This is a genomic window from Modestobacter marinus (assembly GCF_011758655.1).
Classification (GTDB): Bacteria; Actinomycetota; Actinomycetes; order Mycobacteriales; family Geodermatophilaceae; genus Modestobacter; species Modestobacter marinus.
On sequence record NZ_JAAMPA010000001.1, the window covers coordinates 1,639,626 to 1,665,425 of the forward strand.

The 25,800-nt window shown below is 74.1% G+C and carries 26 protein-coding genes; 15 read left to right on the forward strand and 11 right to left on the reverse strand.

Annotated elements, in window-relative coordinates; all coding sequences use genetic code 11:
* Window positions 1-2: 2 nt before the first annotated feature.
* Window positions 3-809 (reverse strand): MBL fold metallo-hydrolase, encoded by an 807-nt coding sequence (locus tag FB380_RS07725; protein ID WP_166754561.1) that lies wholly within the window; start codon window positions 807-809, stop codon window positions 3-5.
* A 144-nt stretch (window positions 810-953) separates the two neighbouring features.
* Between FB380_RS07725 and FB380_RS07730 the strand changes: the two genes are divergently transcribed.
* Window positions 954-2,465 carry a TldD/PmbA family protein gene (locus FB380_RS07730; protein ID WP_166754562.1) on the forward strand — a complete coding sequence of 504 codons (1,512 nt, stop codon included), beginning with the start codon at window positions 954-956 and terminating at the stop codon, window positions 2,463-2,465.
* A gap of 79 nt (window positions 2,466-2,544) precedes the next feature.
* Window positions 2,545-3,933 carry a metallopeptidase TldD-related protein gene (locus FB380_RS07735; protein WP_166754563.1) on the forward strand — a complete coding sequence of 463 codons (1,389 nt, stop codon included), beginning with the start codon at window positions 2,545-2,547 and terminating at the stop codon, window positions 3,931-3,933.
* A gap of 47 nt (window positions 3,934-3,980) precedes the next feature.
* On the opposite strand, the gene FB380_RS07740 is transcribed toward FB380_RS07735, so the two are convergent.
* On the reverse strand, window positions 3,981-4,136 hold the full coding sequence (locus FB380_RS07740) for a hypothetical protein (RefSeq protein ID WP_166754564.1): 156 nt from the start codon (window positions 4,134-4,136) through the stop codon (window positions 3,981-3,983).
* A gap of 37 nt (window positions 4,137-4,173) precedes the next feature.
* A complete protein-coding gene (locus tag FB380_RS07745) occupies window positions 4,174-4,404 on the reverse strand; it encodes a hypothetical protein (protein ID WP_166754565.1) in 231 nt (76 codons plus the stop codon).
* Window positions 4,405-4,760: 356 nt separating this feature from the next.
* Between FB380_RS07745 and FB380_RS07750 the strand changes: the two genes are divergently transcribed.
* The 3 genes from FB380_RS07750 to FB380_RS07760 all read left to right on the forward strand — a co-directional run bounded on the left by FB380_RS07750 (window position 4,761) and on the right by FB380_RS07760 (window position 6,773).
* Window positions 4,761-5,066, forward strand: a complete 306-nt coding sequence (locus tag FB380_RS07750) for a hypothetical protein (RefSeq protein WP_166754566.1) — start codon at window positions 4,761-4,763, stop codon at window positions 5,064-5,066.
* A 90-nt stretch (window positions 5,067-5,156) separates the two neighbouring features.
* A complete protein-coding gene (locus tag FB380_RS07755) occupies window positions 5,157-5,636 on the forward strand; it encodes a hypothetical protein (protein ID WP_166754567.1) in 480 nt (159 codons plus the stop codon).
* A gap of 132 nt (window positions 5,637-5,768) precedes the next feature.
* The gene (locus FB380_RS07760; protein ID WP_166754568.1) at window positions 5,769-6,773 is read left to right on the forward strand and encodes a C40 family peptidase; all 1,005 of its coding nucleotides are present in this window, start codon (window positions 5,769-5,771) and stop codon (window positions 6,771-6,773) included.
* A 112-nt stretch (window positions 6,774-6,885) separates the two neighbouring features.
* Here FB380_RS07760 and FB380_RS25900 read toward each other — a convergent pair whose 3' ends face one another.
* Window positions 6,886-7,467 (reverse strand): YdeI/OmpD-associated family protein, encoded by a 582-nt coding sequence (locus FB380_RS25900; RefSeq protein ID WP_166754569.1) that lies wholly within the window; start codon window positions 7,465-7,467, stop codon window positions 6,886-6,888.
* A gap of 131 nt (window positions 7,468-7,598) precedes the next feature.
* Here FB380_RS25900 and FB380_RS07770 point away from each other — a divergent pair, with 131 nt between their 5' ends.
* From FB380_RS07770 to FB380_RS07790, 5 genes are all read left to right on the forward strand, one after another.
* Window positions 7,599-8,354: a histidine phosphatase family protein gene (locus FB380_RS07770; RefSeq protein WP_166754570.1), complete on the forward strand. Its 756-nt coding sequence runs from the start codon at window positions 7,599-7,601 to the stop codon at window positions 8,352-8,354.
* Window positions 8,335-9,225 (forward strand): NAD(P)H-hydrate dehydratase, encoded by an 891-nt coding sequence (locus FB380_RS07775; RefSeq protein ID WP_166754571.1) that lies wholly within the window; start codon window positions 8,335-8,337, stop codon window positions 9,223-9,225. The genes FB380_RS07770 and FB380_RS07775 overlap by 20 nt, the downstream gene beginning before the upstream one ends.
* A 105-nt stretch (window positions 9,226-9,330) precedes the next feature.
* On the forward strand, window positions 9,331-9,870 hold the full coding sequence (locus tag FB380_RS07780) for a gamma carbonic anhydrase family protein (RefSeq protein ID WP_166754572.1): 540 nt from the start codon (window positions 9,331-9,333) through the stop codon (window positions 9,868-9,870).
* 4 nt (window positions 9,871-9,874) lie between these two features.
* Window positions 9,875-10,372: a hypothetical protein gene (locus FB380_RS07785; RefSeq protein ID WP_166754573.1), complete on the forward strand. Its 498-nt coding sequence runs from the start codon at window positions 9,875-9,877 to the stop codon at window positions 10,370-10,372.
* On the forward strand, window positions 10,369-11,037 hold the full coding sequence (locus tag FB380_RS07790) for a sigma factor-like helix-turn-helix DNA-binding protein (protein WP_166754574.1): 669 nt from the start codon (window positions 10,369-10,371) through the stop codon (window positions 11,035-11,037). The genes FB380_RS07785 and FB380_RS07790 overlap by 4 nt, the downstream gene beginning before the upstream one ends.
* A gap of 18 nt (window positions 11,038-11,055) precedes the next feature.
* Here the strand turns inward: FB380_RS07790 and FB380_RS07795 are convergent, their stop codons facing one another.
* Complete coding sequence (locus FB380_RS07795; protein ID WP_166754575.1) at window positions 11,056-12,162, reverse strand: fatty acid desaturase family protein; 1,107 nt, start codon at window positions 12,160-12,162, stop codon at window positions 11,056-11,058.
* 237 nt (window positions 12,163-12,399) lie between these two features.
* Between FB380_RS07795 and FB380_RS07800 the strand changes: the two genes are divergently transcribed.
* Window positions 12,400-13,428, forward strand: coding sequence for a zinc-binding dehydrogenase (locus FB380_RS07800; RefSeq protein ID WP_166754576.1), 1,029 nt, complete (start codon window positions 12,400-12,402; stop codon window positions 13,426-13,428).
* A 4-nt stretch (window positions 13,429-13,432) separates the two neighbouring features.
* Here FB380_RS07800 and FB380_RS07805 read toward each other — a convergent pair whose 3' ends face one another.
* A complete protein-coding gene (locus FB380_RS07805; protein WP_166754577.1) occupies window positions 13,433-13,999 on the reverse strand; it encodes an Rv3103c transmembrane domain-containing protein in 567 nt (188 codons plus the stop codon).
* A complete protein-coding gene (locus tag FB380_RS07810; protein WP_166754578.1) occupies window positions 13,996-14,925 on the reverse strand; it encodes a mechanosensitive ion channel family protein in 930 nt (309 codons plus the stop codon). Before FB380_RS07810 ends, FB380_RS07805 begins: the two co-directional genes overlap by 4 nt.
* 211 nt (window positions 14,926-15,136) lie before the next feature.
* On the opposite strand from FB380_RS07810, the gene FB380_RS07815 reads away from it, so the two are divergent.
* Window positions 15,137-16,981, forward strand: coding sequence for a BCCT family transporter (locus FB380_RS07815; protein WP_229681803.1), 1,845 nt, complete (start codon window positions 15,137-15,139; stop codon window positions 16,979-16,981).
* Between the two features lie 208 nt (window positions 16,982-17,189).
* Here FB380_RS07815 and FB380_RS07820 read toward each other — a convergent pair whose 3' ends face one another.
* The 3 genes from FB380_RS07820 to FB380_RS07830 are packed head-to-tail and all read right to left on the reverse strand — an operon-like array spanning window position 17,190 to window position 20,202.
* A complete protein-coding gene (locus FB380_RS07820) occupies window positions 17,190-18,026 on the reverse strand; it encodes an ABC transporter ATP-binding protein (RefSeq protein ID WP_166754579.1) in 837 nt (278 codons plus the stop codon).
* A 2-nt stretch (window positions 18,027-18,028) separates the two neighbouring features.
* Window positions 18,029-19,135 (reverse strand): FecCD family ABC transporter permease, encoded by a 1,107-nt coding sequence (locus FB380_RS07825; protein WP_166754580.1) that lies wholly within the window; start codon window positions 19,133-19,135, stop codon window positions 18,029-18,031.
* The gene (locus tag FB380_RS07830; RefSeq protein ID WP_229681804.1) at window positions 19,132-20,202 is read right to left on the reverse strand and encodes a FecCD family ABC transporter permease; all 1,071 of its coding nucleotides are present in this window, start codon (window positions 20,200-20,202) and stop codon (window positions 19,132-19,134) included. Before FB380_RS07830 ends, FB380_RS07825 begins: the two co-directional genes overlap by 4 nt.
* 385 nt (window positions 20,203-20,587) lie before the next feature.
* Between FB380_RS07830 and FB380_RS07835 the strand changes: the two genes are divergently transcribed.
* Both FB380_RS07835 and FB380_RS07840 read left to right on the forward strand, forming a co-directional pair.
* Window positions 20,588-21,772 carry an acyl-CoA dehydrogenase family protein gene (locus tag FB380_RS07835; RefSeq protein ID WP_166754581.1) on the forward strand — a complete coding sequence of 395 codons (1,185 nt, stop codon included), beginning with the start codon at window positions 20,588-20,590 and terminating at the stop codon, window positions 21,770-21,772.
* Window positions 21,773-22,029: 257 nt separating this feature from the next.
* On the forward strand, window positions 22,030-22,299 hold the full coding sequence (locus tag FB380_RS07840) for a DUF2277 domain-containing protein (RefSeq protein WP_166754582.1): 270 nt from the start codon (window positions 22,030-22,032) through the stop codon (window positions 22,297-22,299).
* 83 nt (window positions 22,300-22,382) lie between these two features.
* Here the strand turns inward: FB380_RS07840 and FB380_RS07845 are convergent, their stop codons facing one another.
* Window positions 22,383-24,419, reverse strand: coding sequence for a PTS mannitol transporter subunit IICBA (locus FB380_RS07845; RefSeq protein WP_229681805.1), 2,037 nt, complete (start codon window positions 24,417-24,419; stop codon window positions 22,383-22,385).
* 313 nt (window positions 24,420-24,732) lie between these two features.
* Here FB380_RS07845 and FB380_RS07850 point away from each other — a divergent pair, with 313 nt between their 5' ends.
* A complete protein-coding gene (locus FB380_RS07850) occupies window positions 24,733-25,791 on the forward strand; it encodes a zinc-dependent dehydrogenase (RefSeq protein ID WP_166754584.1) in 1,059 nt (352 codons plus the stop codon).
* Window positions 25,792-25,800 lie beyond the last annotated feature (9 nt).

Consider the following 25,800-nt stretch of genomic DNA (forward strand, 5'->3'; position numbering starts at 1 on the left):
GGTCAGGCGCGCAGCGGGACCGTCTGGCCGCGGCCGACGGTGCGCACCTCCCCGGGCGCCCGGCGACGGGCCACCTCGGCGACGAAGTTGCCCAGCGGGTCCTTGAACACCGGGTAGTCGTCGTAGTGCACCGGCACGGTCACCGGCGGGCGCAGCAGCTCGACCAGGTCCGCGCCCTGGCGGGCGTCCATGGTCACGGTCACCCCGAAGACCTTCGTGCCGCCCAGGTGCGGGACGAGCGCGTCCAGCGGTCCGCAGCGCTGCAGCACCTCCCCGAGCACGGGGCGGAAGAGGGTGTCGCCGGTGACGTAGCCGCGCCACCGGGTCTCCCCGCCGCGCACCAGCTCCAGCACGCTGCCCATCACCTGCGGCAGCACCCGGGCCAGCGGACCGGGGCCGTGCACCCCCGGCACGCTGGTGATCCGCAGGACGTCGTCACCGGCGCTGACCTCGTGGGTCTGCCAGGGCCGCAGGTCGGCGGTGGCGGTGAAGCCCCGCTTCGCCAGGCAGCCGGCCGCCTCCGGGGTGGTGACCACCGGGGTCTCCTTGGGCAGCGACCGGGTGGCCACCCGGTCCCAGTGGTCGCCGTGCATGTGCGAGAGCAGGACCGCGTCCAGCTCCGGGAGCAGGGCCGGCACCAGCGCCGGGTCGGTCAGCCGCTTGCTGCGCAGCCCGTAGCCCAGGTGCGCCCGCTGACCGCGGTGCAGGAAGTTCGGGTCGGTCAGCAGGGTGAACGGCCCGATCCGCAGCAGCGTGGTGGCGGTGCCGCCGAAGGTGAGCGTGACGTCGTCGTCCCCGGGTGCGGTCATGGGTCGCGGGGTACCCCGACCCCTCGCCGGGGATGCGCCGCTGGTCACCGGATGCGCTCCCCCGGCCGCGGCGGGTGCAGCGGGTGACCGGCGGATCCGTAGCGGGGCTCACGAACTCCCGCGCGGGCTGGTAGACACGCACCCGTGGCACAGCCCCGATCCGTCGACGAGTCCTTCCTCGCCCTCCCGCTGTCCGCGCTGGCCGACGCGGCGCTGACCCGGGCGGTCGACCTGGGCTGCGAGCACGCCGACCTGCGGGTCGAGCGGATTCGCACCCAGACCGTCCGGCTGCGCGACGCCCGGCTGGAGGCGCTCGCCGACGGCGAGGACCTCGGCCTGGCGGTGCGGGTAGTGCACGAGGGCACCTGGGGGTTCGCCGCCGGCGTCGTCCTGACCGCGGCCGAGGCGGTGCGGCTGGCCGAGGAGGCCGTCGCCGTCGCCCGGGTCTCGGCGGCGATGAACACCGACCGCGTCGAGCTGGCCCCCGAGCCGGTGCACGACGGCGAGTGGGTGTCGGCCTACGACGTCGACCCGTTCGCCGTCCCGGACGTCGAGAAGACGGCGCTGCTGGTCGAGCTCTCCGAGCGGTTGCTGGCCGCCGACGGCGTCGAGCACGTGCAGAGCAGCGTGTCGCAGGTCAAGGAGCAGAAGTTCTACGCCGACACGGCCGGCACCCGCACCCGCCAGCAGCGCGTGCGGGTGAACCCGGAGCTCACCGCGCTCACCGTCGACCGCACGACCGGCACCTTCGAGTCGATGCGCACCCTCGCCCCGCCGGTGGGCCGCGGCTGGGAGTACCTCACCGGCACCGGCTGGGACTGGCACGCGGAGCTCGCCGAGCTCCCCGAGCTGCTGCGGGAGAAGGTCAAGGCCCCCTCGGTCGACCCGGGCCGCTACGACCTGGTCGTCGACCCGTCCAACCTGTGGCTGACCATCCACGAGTCGATCGGGCACGCCACCGAGCTGGACCGGGCGCTGGGCTACGAGGCCGCCTACGCGGGCACCTCCTTCGCCACCGTCGACAAGCTCGGCACCCTGCAGTACGGCTCGCCGCTGATGCACGTCACCGGCGACCGCACCGTCGAGCACGGGCTGTCCACCGTCGGCTGGGACGACGAGGGCGTCGCCGGCCAGCAGTGGGACCTGGTCCGCGACGGCGTGCTGGTCGGCTACCAGGTCGACCGGAACATGGCCCGGCTGCGCGGGATGGAGCGCTCCAACGGCTGCGCCTTCGCCGACTCCGCCGCCCACGTGCCGGTGCAGCGGATGGCCAACGTCTCGCTGCATCCCGCCCCCGACGGACCCTCGACCGAGGAGATCATCGGCGGGGTCGAGCGCGGCGTCTACGTCGTCGGGGACAACAGCTGGTCGATCGACATGCAGCGGTACAACTTCCAGTTCACCGGGCAGCGGTTCTACAAGATCGAGGGCGGCCGGCTGGCCGGCCAGCTCCGGGACGTCGCCTACCAGGCGACGACGACGGACTTCTGGGGCTCGATGACGGCGGTCGGCGGCCCGCAGACCCACGTGCTCGGTGGTGCCTTCAACTGCGGCAAGGCCCAGCCCGGCCAGGTCGCCCCGGTCAGCCACGGCTGCCCGACCGCCCTGTTCGAGAACACGACCATCCTCAACACGAAGCAGGAGGGTGGGCGATGAGCCACGACCCGTGTCGGCGAGCGTCAGCGAGTCGACGAGTGAGCATCGCAGCGAGCGCCGGCGAGCGAGGAGCGGAGCGATGAGCACTCTGTCCCCGCAGCAGCTGGTCGAGGCCGCGCTGGCCGCGTCGCAGGCCGACGGCTCGGTCGTCTACGTCACCGACAGCTCCGAGGCCAACCTCCGCTGGGCCAGCAACAGCCTCACCACCAACGGGGCGATGCGCTCCCGGCAGGTCGTGGTCATCTCCTTCGTCGACGGCGGCGCGGGCATGGCCACCGGCACGGTCGCCCGCACCGGCACCCCGGACATCGCGGAGCTGGTCGCGGCCAGCGAGCGCGCCGCGCGGGACGCCGGCCCGGCCGAGGACGCGATGCCGCTGATCAGCGAGGCGCCCGCGGGGTCCGGCGACTGGGACGCCGACGTGGCCGAGACCTCGATCGACGTGTTCGGCGACTTCGCGCCCGCGCTGGGCGAGGCCTTCGGCGCCGCCCGCGACCGGGGCGAGCTGCTCTTCGGCTTCGCCGAGCACCAGATGTCGACCACCTACCTGGGCACCTCGACCGGGCTGCGGCTGCGGCACGACCAGCCCACCGGCCGGGTCGAGCTGAACGGCAAGAGCACCGACTTCGGCCGCTCGGTCTGGGCCGGGGTGGGCACCCGCGACTTCACCGACGTCTCGGTGGCCGACCTCGCCGCCGAGGTGCAGCAGAAGATGGCCTGGTCGCAACGGCGCATCGACCTGCCGGCCGGGCGGTACGAGACGCTCCTGCCGCCGTCCACGGTCAGCGACCTGATGATCGTCGCCTACTGGTCGATGGAGGCCCGGGACGCCGACGAGGGGCGCAGCGTCTACGCGAAGGCCGGCGGCGGCAACCGGATCGGCGAGCGGCTGGCCCAGCTGCCGCTGACCCTGCGCAGCGACCCGCACGCGCCCGGGCTGGAGACCGCGCCGTTCCAGGTGGTCGGCGGCTCGTCGGGCAGCGCCTCGGTGTTCGACAACGGCATGGCCACGCCCGCCGTCGACTGGATCCGCGACGGCGTGCTGACCAACCTGGTCCGGCCGCGGGCCTGGGCGCTGAGGACCACGGCGCCGGCGACCGCCGCGGTGGACAACCTGGTGCTCGAGGACCCGAACGCCACCGCCACCCAGGCGGAGATGATCGCGCGCACCGAGCGCGGTCTGCTGCTGACCACGCTCTGGTACATCCGGGAGGTCGACCCGCAGACGCTGCTGGTCACCGGCCTGACCCGCGACGGGGTCTTCCTCGTGGAGGACGGCGAGGTGACCGGCGCGGTGAACAACTTCCGCTTCAACGAGTCACCGGTCGACCTGCTGGGGCGCGCCACCGAGGCCAGCCGCAGCGTCCGGACCCTGCCGCGGGAGTGGAACGACTGGTTCACCCGGGCCTCGATGCCGATGCTCCGGGTGCCGGACTTCAACATGAGCTCGGTGAGCCCCGCCAGCTGACGGTCGACGGCGTCCGGGCGGCCGGTGCGCCGCCGCCCGGACGCCGGTCAGTGCTCGCGCCGGTCGCGGCCGGTCTGGCCCGGGTCCGGGCTCGAGGTGGCGACCGCCGGGTCGATCGGGTCGCCGGTCGGCTCGGGGCCCTGCGTGGCCGGGTCGGTGGAGGTCGGTTCGGTGGCCGGGTCGGAGCCGGCGGGATCGGTCATGCCGGCTCCGGTACCCCGTGCGGCCCGGCCGGAACGGTCAGGGGGTGACGGGTCCGCGGCCGACGTCGTCCGGGTCGGGGGTGCGGAAGGCCGTGTCGGTCGGCGGCGCCGCCTCGGCGTCGGCCGAGCCCTGCTCCGGCGCGGCCGGCTCCTCGCCCTCGACGCCGAAGCCGTCGGCCGTCTGCGGTGCCCCCGCGCCGGGGTCGGCGGCGGGGATCCCGTCGTCCGGGTTCGACGGGAAGGGGTCCAGCGGTGCGTTCATCGACATGGCCGGGGCCTACCCCACCCATCGCCGGTGGATGCGCCGGCGGCCGGCGCAGGTCACCGAGCCTCCCGGATCGGCCTGGCCCGGTCGGCGGTGGGCACCCGGCCGTCCCGCGTCTGCGCAGGTCAGCGCGGTGCGCGCCCGGCCGTGCAGACGGACCGCCGAGGCGCCCGGGACGCGGCCGGACCAGCGGGGCGCCTGGGGGCGACGCGTCGGATGTGACGGATGAGCGCAACCTGACCGACAAACCGCGTTTCATGCCCGTCTGACACGGACATGAAACGCAATTCGTGTCTACTTCCCCCGAACGCCGACGACGACCCCCTGCCTCCCCGGCAGGACGGCGAGGGGAGCTCCACATGACGTACCGCCAGAAGCCCTCGATCTTCCAGGTGGGCAAGGTCCACGACAACGGCCCGTCCGTGATCGTCTCGGGCTGGGGCCTGGGCATGTGCGCCTCGTCGTGTCGATGCCACCGCAACCCGGCGGACGGCCAGCTGTCCCTCGCCGAGGACCAGGCCGGCGGCAGCCTGGGCCTGCGCAGCTTCACCGCGACCGGCAGCTGTGACTGCTGCGAGGCGTGGACGTCGGCCGAGCTGTCCGCGATCCTGCGCGACGTCGCCGCGGTCGAGGCCCTGGACGCCGCGGAGCCGGCCGCCGGCTGAGCACACCAGACCTGACCGAGCCGCCCACCGGGGAACCGGTGGGCGGCTCGTCGTCTTTGCCGGGCCCGCACCCCGGGTAGGCCGGTGTCCATGTGGGCGAGAGCAGCGGTACGCGGTGCGGTGGCCGGGCTGGCCGGGGTGGCGGTCATGACGGCGGGGGAGAAGCTCGAGCAGCAGCTGACCGGGCGGCCGGACTCCTACGTCCCGGCGCGGACGCTCACCGCCCTGGCCACCGGGCGGCGGCTCCCCGGGTCGGCGCGCCCCCCGGTGCGCAACCACCTCATGCACTGGGGCACCGGTGCCGCCGTCGGCGCGCTGCGCGGGGTGTGGGCGGCGGCCGGGCTGCGCGGCGTGCGGGCGTCGGCCTGGCACACCTCCGTGCGGCTGGCGGTCGACCAGACCCTGGAGAACGTCACCGGCGTGGGTGCCCCGCCGTGGACCTGGTCGCGCCGGGACCAGGTCGTCGACGTCGCCCACAAGGCCGTGTACTCCTTCGCCACCGGCGCCGTCGCCGACCGCCTGGTGCCGCCCGCACGGGGCAGGAGGGGCACGCGGGGCCTGTGGGACTGAGGTCCACTGTGGACCGATCGGTCCCGGCGTGCCGAGCCTCTTGACAAGAGCGCGATCTCCCTACCGTCCGTCGAGACGTGCACGGAGTCCCACGCCCCTCCCCGGGGGCGACTGTGCGCAGACGGAGGTCCAGTGAACCGATCGACCCACCGGCGGTGGACGCGCGCTGCCGCCCTCGCGCTGACCGTCGGCGCGGCCGTCGTCCTGACCCCGTCGATCGGTGCCGCGGCCCCGACCACCCCGGCCGAGGCCCGCAAGGCCGTCACCGAGGCCGGGCTGGAGATCACCGCCCTGGACGAGCAGGTGCACCAGGCCGAGGCCGCCGCCGAGGAGCACCAGGCCGCCGCGGACGCCGCCGCTGCCACGGCCGCCCAGGCGCAGGCCCAGCTCGACGCCCTCGAGCCGCAGCTGCGCGCGATCGCCCAGACCGGGTACGTCGGCACCACCCGCGGCCGGCTCGCCGCCTTCCTGACCAGCGGTTCGGCCGACGACCTGGTCCAGCAGATGAACACCCTCGACCAGCTGGCCACGCACGCCGACGGCATCGTGGCCACGGCCGCGACCGCCCGGTCCGCCGCCGAGCAGGCCCAGCAGGACGCCACTGCCGCCGTGGCCGCCGCGACGGCGGCGGAGGCGGAGCTGCGGGCGCAGAAGGAGCAGCTGGAGGGCGAGCTCGCCGGCTACCAGGCCGACCTCGCCCGGCTCTCGGCCGCCGACCAGGTCCGGGTGCACAACGTCATCGCCGGGCCCGCGGTCGCCGCCCCCGCCCCTGCGCCGGCCCCCACCGCGGCCGCCGGGGACGCCGTGCAGACCGCGCTCGCCCAGATCGGCGACATGTACGGCATCGGCGCCAGCGGCCCGGACTCCTTCGACTGCTCCGGCCTGACCCAGTACGCCTACGCCGCCGCCGGGATCTCGCTGCCGCACTCCAGCCGCGCCCAGTCGACGATGGGCGTCGCCGTCTCCCGGGCCGACCTGCAGCCCGGCGACCTGGTCTTCTTCTACTCGCCGATCAGCCACGTGGGCATGTACATCGGCAACGGCCAGATGGTGCACGCCAGCGTCTCCGGCCGGCCGGTCGCGGTGACCAGCGTGGACAAGGGCGGCTACGTCAGCGCCCGCCGCGTCACCGGCTGACCCCTCCCTCGACCCCAGCGGTGATCAGGTCACCTGATCACCGACTGGCCTACCGCACCAACGTTGGTGCAGGGGGACAGTCTTCGATCAGGGGACCTGATCACCGCTGGGCTCACTCGTGGATGCGGCGGCCCTCCACGAGCAGCTGCACGCAGGCGGCGATCCGCTTGGCCCAGGTCTGCGGGGTCGCCGCGGTGTGCACCCGCCACAGGACGGCGTACCGGTTGGCCCCGTCGAGCCCGGCGAAGGCTTCCTGGGCCGCCGGCTCGGCGGCCAGTGCGGCGACCAGGTCGTCGGGCACGGTGATCGTGGCGGGCCCGGCGTAGGCGCGGTCCCACCGGCCGTCGGCCTGCGCGGCCTCGACCGCGGCGAGCCCCGCCGGGCGCATCCGGCCCTCGTCGACCAGCCGGGCCACGGTCTGCACGTTCTTCTGCGACCAGACGCTCTTCGGTCGCCGCGGGGTGTAGCGGACGGTGAACCAGTCGTCGTCCACCCGGTTGGCCCGACCGTCGATCCAGCCGTGGCACAGCGCCACCTCCACCGCCTCGCCGGCGGTCAGCGACGGGATGCCGGCCGACTTCTTGGCGATCTTCAGGAAGAGCCCCGGTGCCCGGTCGCGCTCGGCGGCCAGCCAGGCGTCGAAGTCCGCGGCGGTGGCGAAGGTCCGGGTCTCGAACGTGCTCTCGTCGGCCACGCCGGTCATCGTCCGCAGCTGCGTCCGCGCCGTCCAGGGGGCCGGGCGTCCGGTTTGTCCGGGCAGCCGGTCGGCTACCGCAGGGCGGACGGCGCTCAGCAGGGGCTCCGCGACGACGGACGGGACGACCGATGGCACGGGCACCTGGTCCCACCGCCCTGTGGGTGGTGCGACACGGCGAGAGCGTGGGCAACCTGGCCGACGCGCACGCGCACGAGACCGGCTCGGGCCGGCTGGAGCTCGACGTCCGCGACCCCGACGTCCCGCTGTCGGAGACCGGCGAGCGGCAGGCCGACGCCCTGGGCACCTGGCTGGCGGGGCTCCCTGAGGACGAGCGCCCCACCACGGTGCTGAGCTCGCCGTTCAGCCGCGCGGCCGAGACCGCGCGGCGCGCGGTGGCGGCCAGCGGGCTGGACCTGACCATCCGCCACGACGAGCGGCTGCGGGAACGGGACTTCGGCGTCTTCGACGGCATGACCCGTGACGGCATCCGCGCCGAGCACCCCGAGGAGGCGGGCCGGCGCGAGCTGCTCGGCAAGTTCTACTACCGGCCCCCGGGCGGGGAGAGCTGGGCCGACGTCGCCCTCCGGGTGCGCAGCCTGCTGGCCACCGAGGCGCTGCGGCACGACGGCGAGCGGTTGCTCTGCGTCTCGCACCAGGCCGTGATCATGGTCTTCCGGTACGTGCTGGAGGAGCTCTCCGAGCAGCAGCTGCTGGACATCGACCGGGCCGAGCAGGTCGCCAACACGTCGGTGACCCGCTACGAGTCGGCCGACGGCGGGATGTTCCAGCTCGCCGGCTTCAACGGTGTCGACCACCTGGACGACGCCGACCGGGCCGACGGGGCCCCCGTGACCGAGGAGACCGATGTCCCGACCCCGGCCTGAGCACACCCTGGTCAGCCCGCAGGTGCTGCGCGACTGGCGACTGCCCGAGCCGACCGGCGGCAAGGAGGCCCGCGGCTCGATCCTGGTCGTCGGCGGGAGCACCGAGACCGTGGGCGCCGTCCTGCTGGCGGCCGAGGCCGCGCTGCGCTCCGGGGCCGGGAAGCTCCAGGTCGTCGTGCCCTCCAAGGTCGCGCCGCACGTCTCCATCTCGCTGCCCGAGGCGCTGGTCAGGGGCGTGCCGTCCACCGAGGCCGGTGCCATCCAGGGCTCCTCGGCGGAGCTGTTCCTCGACCTCGCCCAGCAGGCCTCGGCCGTGCTGATCGGGCCGGGCATGGCCGACGAGCCCGAGACCCGGCGCCTGGTCGAGCAGCTGCTGCCCGAGCTCGAAGGCCCGGTCGCGCTGGACGCGCTCGGGCTGGCCGCCGTCACCGCCGACCCGGCCTGCCTGGGCCACCTGGGCGGCAACGTGGTGCTCACCCCGAACCCGACCGAGCTGGCGATCGCGTTGCACGCGGACCAGGAGGAGTTGGCGGACGACCCGGCGGGTGCGGCCCGACGGCTGGCCGAGCAGACCGCGGCCGTCGTGGGCCTGGGCGGGGCGACCAGCTGGATCGCCACCCCCGACGGCCGGCTCTGGGCCGACGAGAGCGGCGGCGCCGGGCTCGGGGTGTCCGGATCCGGTGACGTGCGCGCCGGGATCGTGGCCGGGCTGCTGGCCCGTGGGGCGGAGCCGGCCCAGGCCGCCGTCTGGGCCGCCCACCTGCACGGCCGCGCCGGTGAGCGGCTGGCCGCCACCGTGGGCCGGCTGGGCTTCCTGGCCCGGGAGCTGCCGCCGGAGATCCCCCGGGTGATGGCCGAGGTGGACCTCTGACCAGCGTGCGGGCCCTCCTCGCCGAGTGGGGCGCCGGCGACCGGGTGTGATCTGCTGCCCGCACCAGCGGGAACCGCCCGCCCCCTCGGCGAGGAGCACAGCAACGTGGCTGACCACTACATCGGTGAACTGGACTTCGGCGCGCCGGAGATCGACGAGCAGGCGTTCGTCGCCCCGACGGCGGTCGTCGTCGGAAAGGTGACCATGGGCCCGCGCGCCAGCATCTGGTACGGCGCGATCGCCCGGGCCGACTCGGAGGTCATCGAGATCGGTGCGGACTCCAACGTCCAGGACGGGTCGACGCTGCACAGCGACCCCGGGCACCCGCTGGTGATCGGCCGCGGCGTGACCGTCGGCCACAACGTCGTGCTGCACGGCGCCCGGGTCGACGACGACGTGCTGGTGGGCATGGGCAGCACCGTGCTCAACGGCGCGCACATCGGCTCCGGCTCGATCGTCGCCGCCGGCGCGGTGGTCATGCAGGGCGCGCAGATCCCGCCGAACTCCCTGGTCGCCGGGGTGCCGGCCAAGGTGCGGCGGGAGACGACCGAGGACGACCGCGCGGCGATCGCGCTGAACGCGAAGAGCTACACCGACCGGCTCGACCAGCACCGCGCCGTCCGCCGGGTGCAGCAGGCGGGCTGAGCGGATGAGCGCCGAGGAGCTGCGCAGTCGCGTCTCCTGGACCGTCGACGACACCTCAGCGGCCCGGCGGGCCGGCCGGTTCCTGGGCGGGGTCGTCCACCTGGTCTCCGCGCTGGCGACCCTGGGCGCGGACGCCGGGATCGGGGCTCGTCGACCCGGGTGGACGCTGCCGGCCGACCCGGACGACTACCTGGACCTCGGTCCGCTGACGCTGCGGATGCCGGAGTCCGGTGCCGCCGAGCCGGTGCAGGCGACGCAGACGGGCGTCTGGGGGACCCCGCAGGGGCGGCCGCCGCGACGGCTGCCGGTGCAGGCGTGGCGGGTGGTGGCGGCGGTGCCGGGCACCGGCTCGCGCTCGCCCCGCCACCCGGAGGCGGAGTGGACGCTGACCGTCAGCGACGGGACGGCGCACGGGTCGCTGACCGGCGCGTGGCTGGCGCTGGCCTGGATCGGGCACCTGGCCGGCTGGTCCGAGCCGACGGCGTCGCCGGGGAGTGCATGACCGCTGGGTCGTTCGAGGAGTTCGTCGCCGCCGAGTCGGCGGTGGCCCTCCGGCTGGCCCACCTGCTGACCGGTGACCAGCGCGCGGCCGGTGACCTGCTGCTGGAGGCGCTGATCGCCGTCCACCGCCGCTGGGACCGGCTCGCCGATCGCCAGGAGGCGAGCGCCGCCGTCCGGCGGGAGCTGGTGGACGCCCACGTGGGCCGGCGGTGGAGCCGGGTCGGTGAGGTGCTCGCCGGCTCCCCGCTGCTGGCGTCCACCGCCGGCGTCCCCGGCTTCGCCCCGGCCCACCCGGACCCGGTTCCGCCGGACGCGACGGCGGCCGCGCTGGCCCGGCTGCCCCCGCGACAGCGCGCTGCTCTCGTGCTCCGGTACGGCGCCGACCTGCCGGAGGAGGCGGCCGCCGACGCGCTCGGCGCCCCGGTCGCCGACGTCCGGGCGCTCGTCGACGGCGGGCTCGGCCGGCTGGCGGAGCTCCTCGAGGCGGACCGCGCCACCGTGGTGGCCCGGGTGCGGGACCTCGCCGCGCGGGCCCCCGCCGACCCCGGCGACGTCCACGGCCGGGTGCTGGACGGCGAGCGGTCGCAGCGCCGGCACCGGGCCGGGCTGCTCGCCCTGGCGGGGTTCGTCGTCCTCGTCGCCCTGCTGGTGCTGCTCAGCGGGTGACGAGGGCCCGGCGGGGCCTCAGTTGCGGATCGAGGCCGTGAGCGGGCAGACGAACGGGTCTCTCTCGGCGAGACCGACCCGGTTCAGGTACTGGACGACGATCCGGTACGAGCCGACCAGCGACGTCTCGGTGTAGCTGATCCCGTGCTCGGCGCAGTGCGCGCGCACCATCGGCTGCACCTTCTTCAGGTTCGGCCGCGGCATGCTCGGGAAGAGGTGGTGCTCGATCTGGTAGTTCAGGCCGCCCATCATGAAGTCGGTGACCCGGCCGCCGCGGATGTTGCGCGACATGAGCACCTGGCGGCGGAGGAAGTCGACCTTGGCGTTCTTCGGGACGATCGGCATGCCCTTGTGGTTGGGCGCGAACGAGCCACCCAGCAGCAGACCGAACACGGCCTGCTGGACCAGGATGAACGCCACGGCCAGCAGCGGCGGCATGATCAGGAAGACTGCGGCGACGAACAGGCCGAGCCGGGCCGCGATGATCGCGATCTCCAGCCGGCGGTGCGGCATCGTCTTGTCCCGGACCAGGGTGGCCAGGCTGTTGGCGTGCAGGGCCGCGCCCTCGAAGCACAGCAGCGGGAAGAACGCCCAGCCCTGGTGCCGGGTCCACCAGCCGCGCAGGCCGGTCATTCGGTCCTCGGCGTCATCGGGCGTGAAGGCCAGCACCGCGGACTCGATGTCGGGGTCCTTGCCCATCTGGTTCGGGGCGTTGTGGTGCCGGTTGTGCTTCTGCATCCACCAGCCGTAGCCGATGCCGGCGAAACCACAGGAGAGCACCCGGGCGTTCCACTCGTTCGCCCGGTGCGACCCAAAGGCCTGCCGGTGGGCGGTGTCGTGCCCCAGGAAGCCGAACTGGGTGCACACCAGGGAGAGGACGACGGCCAGGCCCAGCTGCCACCAGGAGTCGCCCAGCGCCACGATCGCCACCCACACCCCGGCGAAGGCGGCCACGGTCAGCGCGATCGACGCGACGTAGTACGGCCGGCGGCGGTTCAGCAGCCCGGCGTCCTTCACCTGCTGGGAGAGCGCGGCGTAGACGCTGACCTGACGCTCGCGGGGGCGCTCGGAGCGGGGCGCCCGGGCGGGGGGAGGCGTGGAGCCCTCCACGGTGGTGGCGGTCATCTGCTCTCTCAGACTGGCCCCGGGCTGCTCCGGGTGTGCCGGGTGACCGGCGACGACAGGGGACCGCGCTACGTCTGGCTGGAGCACCGCGTGGTGCCGACGGTAGGCGACGGTGCAGACCTCTGCCACGCGGGTGGTACGCGCGGGTGACGCGTCGATCGGGGTGCGCGTCCGGGCGACGGCGATCCGGCGGCGGGTCCCGGCCGCCGTCCGGGGGGCACGGGGCAGGCTGTGCGGGTGCGCGCGCTGGTGTTCGAGGAGTTCGGTGGTCCGCTGACGGTCCGGGCGGTGCCCGACCCCACCCCGGACCGGGACGGCGTCGTCGTCCGGGTCGGCGCCAGCGGGATCTGCCGCAGCGACTGGCACGGCTGGTCCGGCCACGACCCCGACGTCGTCCTGCCGCACGTGCCCGGCCACGAGCTGGCCGGCACCGTGGCCGCGGTCGGCGACCGGGTGCGCACCTGGGCGGTGGGTGACCGGGTCACCGTGCCGTTCGTCTGCGCCTGCGGGCACTGCGGCCCCTGCCGGGACGGCGCCGGGCAGGTCTGCGCGAACCAGACCCAGCCCGGGTTCACGCACTGGGGCTCGCTGGCCGAGTGCGTCGCCCTGGACGCCGCCGACGTCAACCTGGTCGCCCTGCCCGACGGCATGCCGTTCGCCACCGCGGCCGGCCTGGGCTGCCGCTTCGCCACCGCGTTCCGGGCGGTCACCGGCGTCGGCCGGGTGCGGCCCGGGGAGTGGGTGGCGGTGCACGGCTGCGGGGGTGTCGGGCTGTCCGCGGTCCAGGTCGCGGTGGCCGCCGGTGCCCGGGTCGTCGCGGTCGACATCGCCCCCGGCGCCCTCGAGCTGGCCCGGGCCTGCGGCGCCGAGCACACGGTGGACGGCGCCGGCGACGTCCCCGGCGCGATCGCCGAGCTGACCGGCGGCGGGGCGCACGTCTCGCTGGACGCGCTCGGCGCCGCCGTCACCTGCCTGAACTCCATCGCCGGCCTGCGCCCGCGGGGGCGGCACGTCCAGGTCGGGCTGCTGCCGCCCGTGCTCGGCCGCCCGGAGATCCCGATGGAGCGGGTGATCGCCGGCGAGCTGGCCCTGCTGGGCAGCCACGGGATGGCGGCGGCCGACTACCCGGCGATGCTCTCGCTGATCACGGCCGGCCGGCTGCGCCCGGAGCTGCTGGTCACCCGCGAGCTCGGCCTGGACGACGCCGGCGCGGCGCTGGCCGCGGTGGGCCAGGAGCCGGGGATCGCCGTGGTCACGTCCTTCTGATCGGTCAGCCGGTCGGGTCCGCCGTCGGCGTCTCGTCCGCGGAGGTGGTCGGGGCGGGCTCCGTCGGCTCCTCGTCCTGCTCCGTCGTCTCGCTCGTCGGCGACGGGGTCCGGGTGGGCGTGGCGGTCCGGGTGGGCGTCGGGGTGGGGGCCGGCGCGCGGGTGGTGGTGCGGGACGGCGTGGTCACGGGCTCCTCGTCCTCCCCGTCCTCCGGCGGCACCTGGCTGGTCGGCGCGGGCGGTGCGGTCGTCGAGGGCGCGGTCGGCGTGGGGGTGTCCGTGAGCATGTCGCCGGGCAGCGCGGAGTTGGGCACGGGGACCGTCTCCCCGCTGGGCAGGACGACGTTCGTGGTGCCGCTGTCCGGGCTGGGCAGGAAGAGGTTGAGCACGAACAGCACCACGAAGAGGACCCCGAGCACCACGGTCGAGGTGCGGGCCCGCCCGATGTGCGCGGGCACCCGCTCCTGCCAGGTCGGTGTGCGCCGGGTCGCCGGTGCGGCCACCGCGGACGGCTGGTCGGGCGCGGCCTGCGGCAGCACCCTGTTGGGCTGGTCGTCCGACGACGTGCTCATGCGGCCCCTCCCGTGCGTGCCCGGTCCTCGGCCATCGCCTCGTCCTGGATGCTGACGCCGTCCTGCACGGCGGTGGCGCGCAGCGACACGCCCTCCCGGGACAGCGCCAGCGCCACGCGGGCCCGGAGGTCACGGCCGACGTCGAACTGCTTGCCCGGCAGCGTGCGGGCGACGACCCGCAGGTTCACCTCGTCCAGCGCGAGGCTCTCCACGCCCATCACGGTGGGCGCGTCGAGCAGCAGCTTGTGCAGCCGTGGCGAGTCGTACGCCTGCTTGCCGACCTCCCGCAGCACCTCCTGGACCCGCGCGACGTCAGCTGTCGCCGGCACCGGCACGTCGACGACGGCCCGGGCCCAGTCGCGGGAGAGGTTGGTGACCTTGACGATCTGGCCGTTCGGCACGATCACCACCTCGCCGTCGACCGAGCGCACCCGGGTGATCCGCAGGGTGACGTCCTCGACCGTCCCGGACGCCGGCTCCATCCCGCCGACCACCTGGATGGCGACGACGTCGCCGAAGCCGTACTGCCGCTCGGTGATCAGGAAGAAGCCGGCCAGCACGTCACCGACGACCCGCTGCGCGCCGAAGCCCAGACCGACGCCGAGCACGGTGGCCGGGGCGACCAGCCCGGTGACCGGCAGCCCCAGCCGGTCGAGGGCGAAGATGATCGCGATCGACCAGATCAGCACGATCGCCGCCCAGGTCAGCACCTGGGTCAGCGAGTGCCGGTGCTTGGCCGCCTCGGAGCGCACCAGGGCGTCGGAGTCGGTCGCGGCGGCGTCGATCCGGTCGGTGATCCGGTTGCCCGCCCAGCTGACCAGCCGGGCCACCAGCAGGGCGCCCAGCACGATCAGCAGCGCGTCCAGGGCAGGTCCGCGGAGCCAGTAGAAGAAGTCGGTGACCGGGCCGGCGGCGAGCACGTTCATCGCCGTCCAGTGTGGCCTGTTCGCGCCTCCGGGGCGTGCCCGGGGGGATGCGGAACACAGGCGGCCGAGACGCGATCGTGATGGTGCTGGTTTGCGCTGTGCGGCACCGGTGCGTCACGGTGTCCGGTGGAGGCGGCGCCCCAGTCACGGGGCCGCCGCCCGACCTGTGCGCCGACCCGATTGGAGGGGCGCCCACCAGGCGCCACACCACGTGACCACCAGACCCACCGAATCCGGCCAGTCGCCGCGCGGCGCGACCAGCGCCGACGTAGACGCCGCGACGCCCGACCAGGCCGACACGTCCGCCCAGACGATCGACGACGTCCTCGACCCCGAGGTGTCCAGCGACATGCACCCGGCGATCGCCCAGCCACCCGCGCACGACGAAGAGCGCCGGCCGCAGCTGGACAAGACGGTGTTCGGCGTGGCCGCGGTCGTCTCGCTGGCCTTCCTCGCCTGGGGGTTCGTCACCCCCACCGGCCTGGGCACCGCCAGCGCCGAGGCGCTCGGGTGGATCGAGAGCAACCTCGGCTGGTTCTTCGTGCTGCTCGCCTCGGCCGTGGTGGTCTTCGTCCTCTGGCTCGCCGCCAGCGCCTACGGTCGCATCCCGCTGGGCGGCGACGGCGAACGGCCGGAGTTCAGGACGATCAGCTGGATCGCCATGATGTTCAGCGCCGGCATGGGCATCGGCCTGATGTTCTTCGGCGTCTCCGAGCCGCTGTCGCACTTCGTCTCCCCGCCGCCGGGCACCGTCGAGGGCGAGACCAACGCGGCCGTCACCACCGCGATGGCCACCACGCTGTTCCACTGGACGCTGCACCCGTGGGCGCTCTACGCCCTGGTCGGCCTGGCCGTCGCCTACGGCACCTACCGCCGTGGCCGCGGCCAGCTGCTCTCCTCCGCGTTCACCTCGCTGTTCGGCCGCGGGGTCGCCGAGGGCCCGGCCGGCAAGGTGATCGACGTCCTGGCCATCTTCGCCACGCTGTTCGGCACCGCCGCCTCCCTGGGGCTGGGCGCCCTGCAGATCGGCAGCGGGCTGGAGATCCTCGGCTGGCTCGGCCCGGTGGGCAACGGGGCCACCGTCGGCATCATCGCGGTGCTGACCGCGGCGTTCGTGGCGTCGGCCTTCTCCGGCATCGCCCGCGGCATCCAGTGGCTGTCCAACATCAACGTCGTCCTGGCGTTCACGCTGGCGTTGTTCGTCTTCGTCGTCGGCCCGACCGTGCTGATCCTCAACCTGGTGCCCACCGCGCTGGGCTCCTACCTGGCCGACCTCCCGGAGATGGCCGCCCGGACCAACGCCTCCGGCGGCGACCCGATGGCCGAGTGGCTGTCGGGCTGGACGGTCTTCTACTGGGCCTGGTGGATCTCCTGGACGCCGTTCGTCGGCGTCTTCCTCGCCCGGATCAGCCGCGGCCGCACCATCCGGGAGTTCATCGCCGGCGTGCTGCTGGTGCCCAGCGTCGTGACCCTGTTCTGGTTCGCCATCTTCGGCGGCGCCGGGATCGGCGCGCAGCGGGGCGGCGAGGACATCGCCGGTCAGTCGACCGCCGAGGGCCAGCTGTTCGGTCTGCTCCAGGGCCTGCCCTGGGCCACGGTCACCAGCGTGCTGGTCATGCTGCTGGTGGGGATCTTCTTCGTCACCGGCGCGGACTCGGCCTCGATCGTGATGGCCTCGCTCTCCGAGCGCGGCACCCGCGAGCCGACCTCGAAGATGGTCGTCTTCTGGGGGCTGCTCACCGGTGGCGTGGCCGCGGTGATGCTGCTCGTCGGCGGGGACGAGGCGCTGCAGGGCTTGCGGAACCTGACGATCATCGGCGCCCTGCCCTTCGCCGTGGTGATGATCGGTCTGGCGATCGCGCTGACCAAGGACCTGCGGTCGGATCCGATGGTGCTGCGCCGCGCGTACGCCAACGAGGCCGTCGAGCAGGCCGTGGTCGAGGGCATCACCCGGCACGGCGACGACTTCGCGCTGGTCGTCGAGCACAGCCCGGACGGCGACGGTCAGCCGCGGACCGTCGTCTCGTCCAAGGGCTCCGAGGAACCCCGGGCCTGACCTGGTCCACCAGTGGCCCCCTCGCCGAACGGCGCGGGGGCCACTGTGCGTTCGAGGGGCGTCCCGAACGCGATCCGGGGTGACACCACCGGTGCGGTGCCGGCGATCGGGCGGACCCGGAGGTCATCGGGCCGATCGACGACGTCCGGTCCTCCCCCCCCCCGTCGCAGGCTCAGGGCGGGGGACGGCGGGGGCGAGGGGCCCTCCCTCAGCGGGGGAGGCGGCGGACCGGGACCACCATCGGGGTGCCGGTGACCGGGTCGGGCACCACCCGGGCCTCCAGCTCGAAGACGTCGGCCAGCAGCTGCTCGGTGAGCACCTGCTGCGGGGTCCCGGAGGCGACCAGGACGCCGTCCTTCATCGCGACCAGCCGCTTGGCGTACCGGGCGGCCAGGTTGAGGTCGTGCAGCACGACGACCACGGTCCGGCCCTTCTCCGCGTGCAGCCGGCCCACCAGCTCCAGCACGTCGACCTGGTGGGCGAGGTCGAGGTAGGTCGTCGGCTCGTCGAGCAGCAGCAGGTCGGTGCCCTGGGCCAGCGCCATGGAGATCCAGGCCCGCTGGCGCTGCCCGCCGGAGAGCGCGTCGACCGGGGAGTCGGCGTGGTCGGCCATGTCGGTCCAGCTCAGCGCCTCGGTGACCACGGCCTCGTCGTCCGAGGACCACTGGCGCAGCCAGCTCTGGTGCGGGTGCCGCCCCCGCGCGACCAGGTCGGCGACGGTGAGCCCCTCGGGCGCCAGCGGGGTCTGCGGCAGCAGGCCCAGCACCTTGGCGACCTCGCGGGTCGGGGTGGCGCCGATCGCCCGGCCGTCGAGCAGGACGGTGCCCGACGTCGGGCGCAGCAACCGCCCGAGCGCCTTCAGCACGGTGGACTTGCCGCACCCGTTGGGGCCGACGATCGCGGTGAACGACCCGTCGACGAGCTCGAGGTCCAGGCCGTCGACGACGACCTTGTCGCCGTAGGCCAGCCGGACGCGCTCGGCGGCGAGCCGGACCGACGGCGGCTGGTCGGCACCGGCGGCGGAGGAGGTGCGGTGCTCGGTCACGGTCACAGGGTGGATCGCCGCCTTCCGCGGACGAGGAGCCAGAGCAGGTACGGCGCGCCGACGATCGCGGTGATCACGCCGACCGGGAACGACTCGGGCAGTGCGGTGCGGGCGACCAGGTCGCTGCTGACCAGCAGCAGCGCACCCAGCAGCGCCGAGGTGAGCAGCGGCGGGCGTGACCCGCCGGTCAGCCGGACGGCGATCTGCGGGACGACGAGGGCGACGAACTGGATCGGCCCGGCCGCCGCGACGGCGAAGGCGGCCAGGCAGACGGCGACCACGACGACGACGCCCTGGGCCAGCGGCACCCGCACCCCGAGCGCCCGCGCCGTCTCGTCCCCGAACTGCAGGACGTTGAGCACCCGGCTCAGCGCGAGGGCCGCGGGGAGCAGCACCAGCAGCGCGAGGGCGAGGGGCAGCGCCTGCTCCCAGCCCCGCCCGTTGAGCGACCCGGTGATCCACACGTTGGCGGCGGCGGCGTCCCAGATGGCGCTGCGGGTGAGCAGGTAGTTGACGACCGCCTGGGCCATCGCGGACAACCCGATGCCGATCAGCACCAGCCGGTAGCCGTCGACCCCCGACCGCCAGGCGAGCCCGAAGACCAGGAAGGCCACGACCATGCCGCCCAGCAGGGCCGCGGCAGGGACGCCGAGCCCGCCGAGCAACCCGGCCGCGGTGGTGCCGGTGCCGCCCAGCACGATCACGCTCACCGCGCCGATCGCCGCCCCACCGGTGACGCCGAGGATGTCGGGGCTGGCGAGCGGGTTGCGGGCGAAGGTCTGGACGAGAGCACCGGACAGGCCGAGGGCCACCCCGACGAGCACGGCGACCGCGATCCGCGGCGCGCGCAGCTCCAGCACGATCAGCCGCTGCGTCTCGTCACCCAGCCCGACCAGGGTGCCGAGCACGTCGACCACGCCGATCGGGTAGTCGCCGCGGCCGAGACTGGCCGCGGCGGCCAGCACCAGGACCACGAGGACCGCGATCGGCACCAGGACGTCGCGCAGCCGGTAGGTGGTGGAGACGCGACCGACCCGCAGCGGCCGGCGGGGGCGGGACCGGGGGGCGGTGGCCCGGGTGGGCGCCGTGGCGGTGGCCGTGGTGCTCACAGCTGCACCAGCCGGCGGCGGCGGATCAATGCGATGAAGAACGGTGCGCCGACGACGGCCAGCACGATGCCGACCTGCAGCTCGCCCGGTCGGGCGAGGACCCGGCCCAGCACGTCGGCGAGCAGCAGGAACACCACACCGAGCAGCGCCGAGTAGGGGATCAGCCAGCGGTGGTCGGGGCCGGTGATCGCCCGGGCGACGTGCGGCACGACGAGCCCGACGAAGACGATCGGGCCGCAGGCAGCGGTGGCGGCCCCGGTGAGCAGGGTGATCGCGGCCAGCCCGACCACCCGGGCCAGCCAGACCCGCTGGCCCAGCCCCCGGGCGACGTCCTCGCCCAGTCCGAGCAGGTTCAGGGCGGGCGCGTTGACCAGGGCGAGCACCAGGCCGGCCACGACGAAGGGCGCGACCTGGACGACGACCTCGGCGTCCCGCCCGGCCAGTGCGCCGACGACCCAGAACCGGTAGGCGTCCAGGGCGGTGGTCTCGCGGATCGTGATCGCCTGCACCAGGGCGTAGAGCAGGTAGGTGATCGCCGACCCGGCGAGGGCCAGGCTCACCGGGCTGGGCGCCCCGCGGCCGGCCGAGCCGATCAGGAAGACCGCGACGCTGCCCAGCAGTGCGCCGACGAAGGCGAACCAGACGTACCCGCCGGCGGTGGTGATGCCGAGCAGCCAGATCGAGAGGACGACGGCGAAGGAGGCGCCGGCGGTGACGCCGAGCAGGCCGGGATCGCCGAGCGGGTTGCGGGTGTGGCCCTGCATCAGCGCCCCGGAGACGGCCAGGGCCGAGCCGGCGAGCAGGCCGAGCAGGGTCCGCGGCACCCGCAGCTCGCGGATGATCACGGTCTCGTCGCCGGGGGTGCTCGGGTCGACCAGCGCCTGCCACACCGTGCCGAGCCCGATCGGCCGGGTGCCGACGGCGATGCTCAGCGCGCACACCGCCACGACGAGGGCCAGCAGCAACCACAGCCCCAGCACCCGCGGGGCCATGCCCTGCAGCAGACCGCGCCGCTGGACCGGGGAGGCCACCTCCCCGGCGGGCGGAGTGGCCGTGCGGTGCGCCACGAGCGACTCCTGGGGACGGCGGTCAGCCGGTGTCCGGCTGGAATTGGTGAGGCTCACCTTATCCGCGGGTCCCCGGGCGTGGCGTGACGACGCCGACCCAGCCGGCCGGCCGGATCGGCTCACCGGGCGGTGGTCACCCGGCCGGGGGCGACCCGGGGCCCGCCCGGGTCGACGCCGCCCTGGTGCACGGGCTGCGTCCGGTGCGGGGCGTGGAGGGCGACCAGGGCCCGAGCACCCACTCCCCGGTCGTCGCCGACCTCGCCTGGCCGTGCCCCACCCGCGCCGTCCGGTGCTGGCGGCGGCGTCGTCCCGGCACTGCGTACCGTCCCCGGTACTGCCACGCGTTCGGGACGACGCTGCCCCGGACCGCCCCCGGAGGTGCGCTGTGCCCGTTCGTCGTCTGGTCCCCACCCAGGAGGCCGCCGACCTGCTCGACCTGACCCGCCAGCTGGCCCGGGACGAGCTCGCGCCGCGGGCCGCGGCGGCGGAGGCGGCCGAGGAGTTCCCCCGCGACGTCTTCCGCACCCTGGGCCGGGCCGGGCTGCTGGGCCTGCCCTACGCCGAGGAGCTGGGCGGCGGCGGGCAGCCCTACGAGGTCTACCTGCAGGTGCTCGAGGAGATCGCCGCCGCGTGGGCCAGCGTCGGCGTCGGGGTGAGCGTGCACGGGCTGTCCTGCTTCGGGCTGGCCACCCGGGGCACGCCCGCCCAGCAGGAGTGGCTCCCGGAGATGCTCGGCGGCGAGCAGCTCGGCGCGTACTGCCTGTCCGAGCCGCACGCCGGCTCCGACCCGGCGGCGATGCGCACCCGCGCCGTCCGGGACGGCGGGGTGGGTGGGAAAGGTGCATACGTCCTCACCGGGGAGAAGGCCTGGACCACCCACGGTGGGCACGCGGACTTCTACAAGGTCATGGCCCGCACCTCCGACGACGGCGCGCGCGGCATCTCCTGCTTCCTGGTGCCCGCCGACAGCGAGGGGCTGTCCGCGGACACCGCCGAGCGCAAGATGGGGCTCACCGGCTCGACCACGGCGACCATGCGGTTCGAGGGCGTGCGCGTCGACGCCGACCGCCGGCTGGGCGAGGAGGGCGAGGGGCTGTCGATCGCCCTCGCCGGGCTGGACGCCGGCCGACTGGGGATCGCCGCCGTCGCCACCGGCCTGGCCCAGGGCGCGCTGGACGACGCGGTCGCCTACGCGCAGGAGCGGGAGACCTTCGGCAAGCCGATCATCGAGCACCAGGGGCTGGGCTTCCTGCTCGCCGACATGGCCGCCGCCGTCGAGACCGCGCGGGCGACCTACCTGTCCGCGGCCCGGCTGCGCGACGCCGGCCAGCCCTACGGTCAGCAGGCCTCGATCGCCAAGCTGGTGGCCACCGACAACGCGATGAAGGTGACCACCGACGCCGTCCAGGTGCTGGGCGGGTACGGCTACACCCGCGACTTCCCGGTGGAGCGGTACATGCGCGAGGCGAAGGTCATGCAGATCTTCGAGGGCACCAACCAGATCCAGCGGCTGGTGATCAGCCGGGCCCTCGCCCGCGGCGGCGCCCCCACCACCACCGTCACCCCCTGACGGGGCTCCCGGCCGCGCCGAGTGACAGCTGAGCGGGGGATCGGCCCCCGGGAGAGCCCCCTGAGCTGTCACTCGACGCCAGGGCCACGCGCGGAGAGGCCCCGGCTCCTGGGCCCTGGGTCCGCCGCGTCGAGTGACAGCTGAACGGGGCATGGCTCCGCCGGTCAGCCCGCTGGGCTGTCACTCGACGCCGTCCGCCGTCCGCGCGCGCGGCATGGGGGGCAGAAATGGCCATTTCTGCCCCTAGGGTGCGGGGCATGTGTCGGAACATCCATGTCCTGCACAACCTGGAGCCCGCCACCACCTCCGACGAGGTCCGCGCGGCGGCGCTGCAGTACGTGCGCAAGGTCAGCGGGTCGGCCAAGCCCTCGCAGGCGAACCAGGCGGCGTTCGACCGGGCGGTCGAGGAGATCGCGCACGCCACCGAGCACCTGCTCGCCGACCTGGTCACCACCGCCCCGCCCAAGGACCGCGAGGTGCTCGCCGCGCAGGCCCGGGCCCGCGCCGCCGTCCGTTACTCCCGCTGAGAACGCACCTCTGCTCGGGCTGAGACGCACGACGGCCCCGGCCGACCCGGGTGGGTCGGCCGGGGCCGTCGTGGACGCCGGGCCTACGCGGGCTGCAGCGAACCGAGCACGGCCAGGACGTCGGCCGGGCTCTGTGCCGCCTCCAGGCGGGCGACCTGCTCGGGGTCGACGAAGACCTCCGCGATCCGGCCGAGCAGCTTGAGGTGGTCGTCGCCGGCACCGGCGACGCCGATCACGAACGAGACCTCCTTGCCGTTCCAGTCGACACCGCGGGGGTGGCGCACGAAGGAGATCGCGGTGCGCCGGATCGCCGGCTTGGCCTCGTTCGTGCCGTGCGGCAGCGCCAGACGGTTGCCCATGTAGGTCGACACCGAGGTCTCCCGCTCGTGCATGGCCTGCACGTACGCGGGGTCGACAGCGCCGGCCGCGACCAGCAGCTCGCCGGCCTCGGTGATCGCCTCGTCCCGGGTGGTGGCCGAGCCGTCCAGCACGATGCTCTCGATGGCGAGCACGTCGCTGCCGTCACCGTTCCCGTCGCCGGTCAGCCGGGCGAGACCGCCGTCGGCAGCGGGTGCGGTGGCCTGGCGCCCGGGGACGGCGGCACCGTCGGGGGCTGCGGCGGCGGTGGCCTCCTCGGCCGTGGGCGCGGCGTTGGTCCGCTTCAGCATCTCGACGATCTCGTCGTAGCGCGGGCTGGACATGAAGTCCGACACCGACACGTGCACCGCAGACCCGGTGCGCTGCTCGGCCCGGTCGGTCAGGTCCTCGTGGGTGACGACGAGGTCGTAGTCGTCGGTCAGGTTGGAGATGGCCTTGTTCACCACGGTGACGTCGTCGAAGCCGGCGCCGTGCACCTTCTTGCGGAGCACCGAGGCGCCCATGGCGGAGGAGCCCATGCCGGCGTCGCAGGCGAACACGATGGAGCGGATCGGGCGCTCGCTGCGGGCGGTGCGCGCCCCGGTCAGGGCCGAGGAGACCGAGGACTTCTTGCCCTTGTTGGCCTCCATCGCCGCGGTGGCCGCGGTCAGGTCGCCGTCGTCGTCCTTGTCCAGCTTGAGCAGGAAGGCGGCGACGACGAAGGAGACGGCGGCGGCGATCAGCACCGAGGCGGTGACGCCGAGCAGGCTGCTCGGCGGGGAGGCCGCCCAGACGGCGATGATCGAGCCGGGGGAGGCCGGCGAGCGCAGGCCCGAGCCGAAGAGCAGGTTGGTGGCCACGCCGGCCATGCCGCCGAGGATCACCGCGGCGATCAGCTTCGGCTTGGCCAGCACGTAGGGGAAGTAGATCTCGTGGATGCCGCCGATGAACTGGATGAGGATCGCGCCGGGGGCCGAGGCCTTGGCGGCACCGCGGCCGAAGACGGCGAAGGCGAGCAGCAGGCCCAGCCCCGGGCCGGGGTTGGCCTCGAGCAGGAACAGGATCGACTGACCGACCTCGGCGGCCTCGGTGGTGCCCAGCGGGGTCAGGATGCCCTGGTTGATCGCGTTGTTCAGGAACAGGACCTTGGCCGGCTCGATGAAGATCGAGGTCAGCGGGAGCAGGTTGCTCTCCACCAGGACGTCGACGACGTTGGACGCCAGGTTGCTGAAGGCCTGCACGAACGGGCCGGCCACCACGAAGCCGACGACGGCCAGGAACCCGCCCCAGATGCCGGCGGAGAAGTTGTTGACCAGCATCTCGAAGCCGGGGCGGATCTTGTGCGCCCACAGTGCGTCGAGCTTCTTCATCGACCAGCCGCCGAGCGGGCCCATCACCATGGCGCCCAGGAACATCGGCACGCTGGCACCGGTGATGGCGCCCATGGTGGCGATCGCGCCGACGACGCCGCCGCGGAGGTTGTCGTCGTACATCATCCGGCCGCCGGTGTAGCCGATGAGCAGCGGCAGCAGGTAGGTGATCATCGGGCCGACGATCCCGGTGCCCTCGGCGCCGGAACCCCAGGCGCCGAGGTCCTCGACGAAGCCGTAGCCCCCGCTGTAGCCGAGCGCGTCGCCGATGGTGGTGATCCAGCCGGTCTCGATGAACAGCGCGGTGATCAGGCCCCAGGCGATGAACGCACCGATGTTGGGCAGCACCATGTTCGACAGGAAGGTGCCGAACCGCTGGACGTGCAGTCGCATCCCTCCCGAGCGCGCTGGACGGGTGGTCGTGGCCATGAAGGACCCTCCTGGGCTGGATCTGCAACCGCGATCGACAGGGGTCGTTCGGGCGGGTAGACGGAGCGGGCGCTCGTGTGATGGCGGTCACCCGAATCTGCGTATGTCTGTATACGTGCCCGCGTGGCGCTGGTCAAGGGGGTGAAACCAACACGAACGCAGGGAGATCCACCCAACCGGACGTGGGGTCGTCGTCCTACAGTGATCGGCGACATCCCGCCTGTGGGCCCGGGCGCCGGACGGCGTCACTCATCGACACAGCACCCCGGAGGACGACATGAAGGCGTTGCGGTTCTACGCCCCCGAGGACGTACGGCTCGAGGACGTCCCGGAGCCCGAGTGCGGCCCGGGCGAGGTCAAGATCAAGGTCAAGAACACCTCGACCTGCGGCACCGACGTCAAGATCCTCCACAACGGCCACCAGAACCTGACGCCGCCGCGCACCATCGGGCACGAGATCGCCGGCGAGGTCGTGGAGGTCGGCGCCGACGTCAACGCCACCCACGGCAGCAGCTGGGCGCCGGGTGACCGGGTGCAGGTCATCGCGGCGGTGCCGTGCGGGCACTGCCACGAGTGCACGAAGGGCTGGATGGCGGTCTGCGAGAACCAGACCTCCGTCGGCTACCAGTACGACGGCGGGTTCGCCGAGTACATGATCGTCCCGGAGCAGGTGCTCAAGGTGGACGGCCTCAACCGGATCCCGGACAACGTCGGCTACGACGAGGCGTCCGCCGCCGAGCCGTTCGCCTGCGCCATCAACGCCCAGGAACTGCTCGGCATCGAGGAGGGCGACACCCTCGTCGTCTTCGGCGCTGGTCCGATCGGGTGCATGCACATCCGCATCGCCCGCGGGGTGCACAAGGTCGGGAAGGTCATCCTGGTCGACGTCAACGCCCAGCGGCTGAAGATGTCCGCCGACGCGGTCCAGCCCGACGAGGTGATCAACGGCGCCGAGGTCGACGTCGTCGCCCGGGTCATGGAGCTCACCGGCGGGCGGGGCGCCGACGTCATCATCACCGCGACCGCGGCGAACGTGACCCAGGAGCAGGCCATCGCGATGGCCGCCCGCAACGGGCGCATCTCCTTCTTCGGCGGTCTGCCGAAGACGAACCCCACGATCACCTGCGACTCCAACGTGGTGCACTACCGCCAGCTGCACATCCACGGCGCGAACGGCTCCGCGCCCGAGCACAACAAGCGCGCGCTGGAGTACATCTCCACCGGTCAGGTGCCGGTCAAGGACCTCATCACCGAGCACATCCCGCTGGAGCGGGTGCTCGACGCCTTCTCCATCGTGCAGAACGGCGAGGCGATCAAGGTGACCGTCGAGCCGTGACGGTCGGGG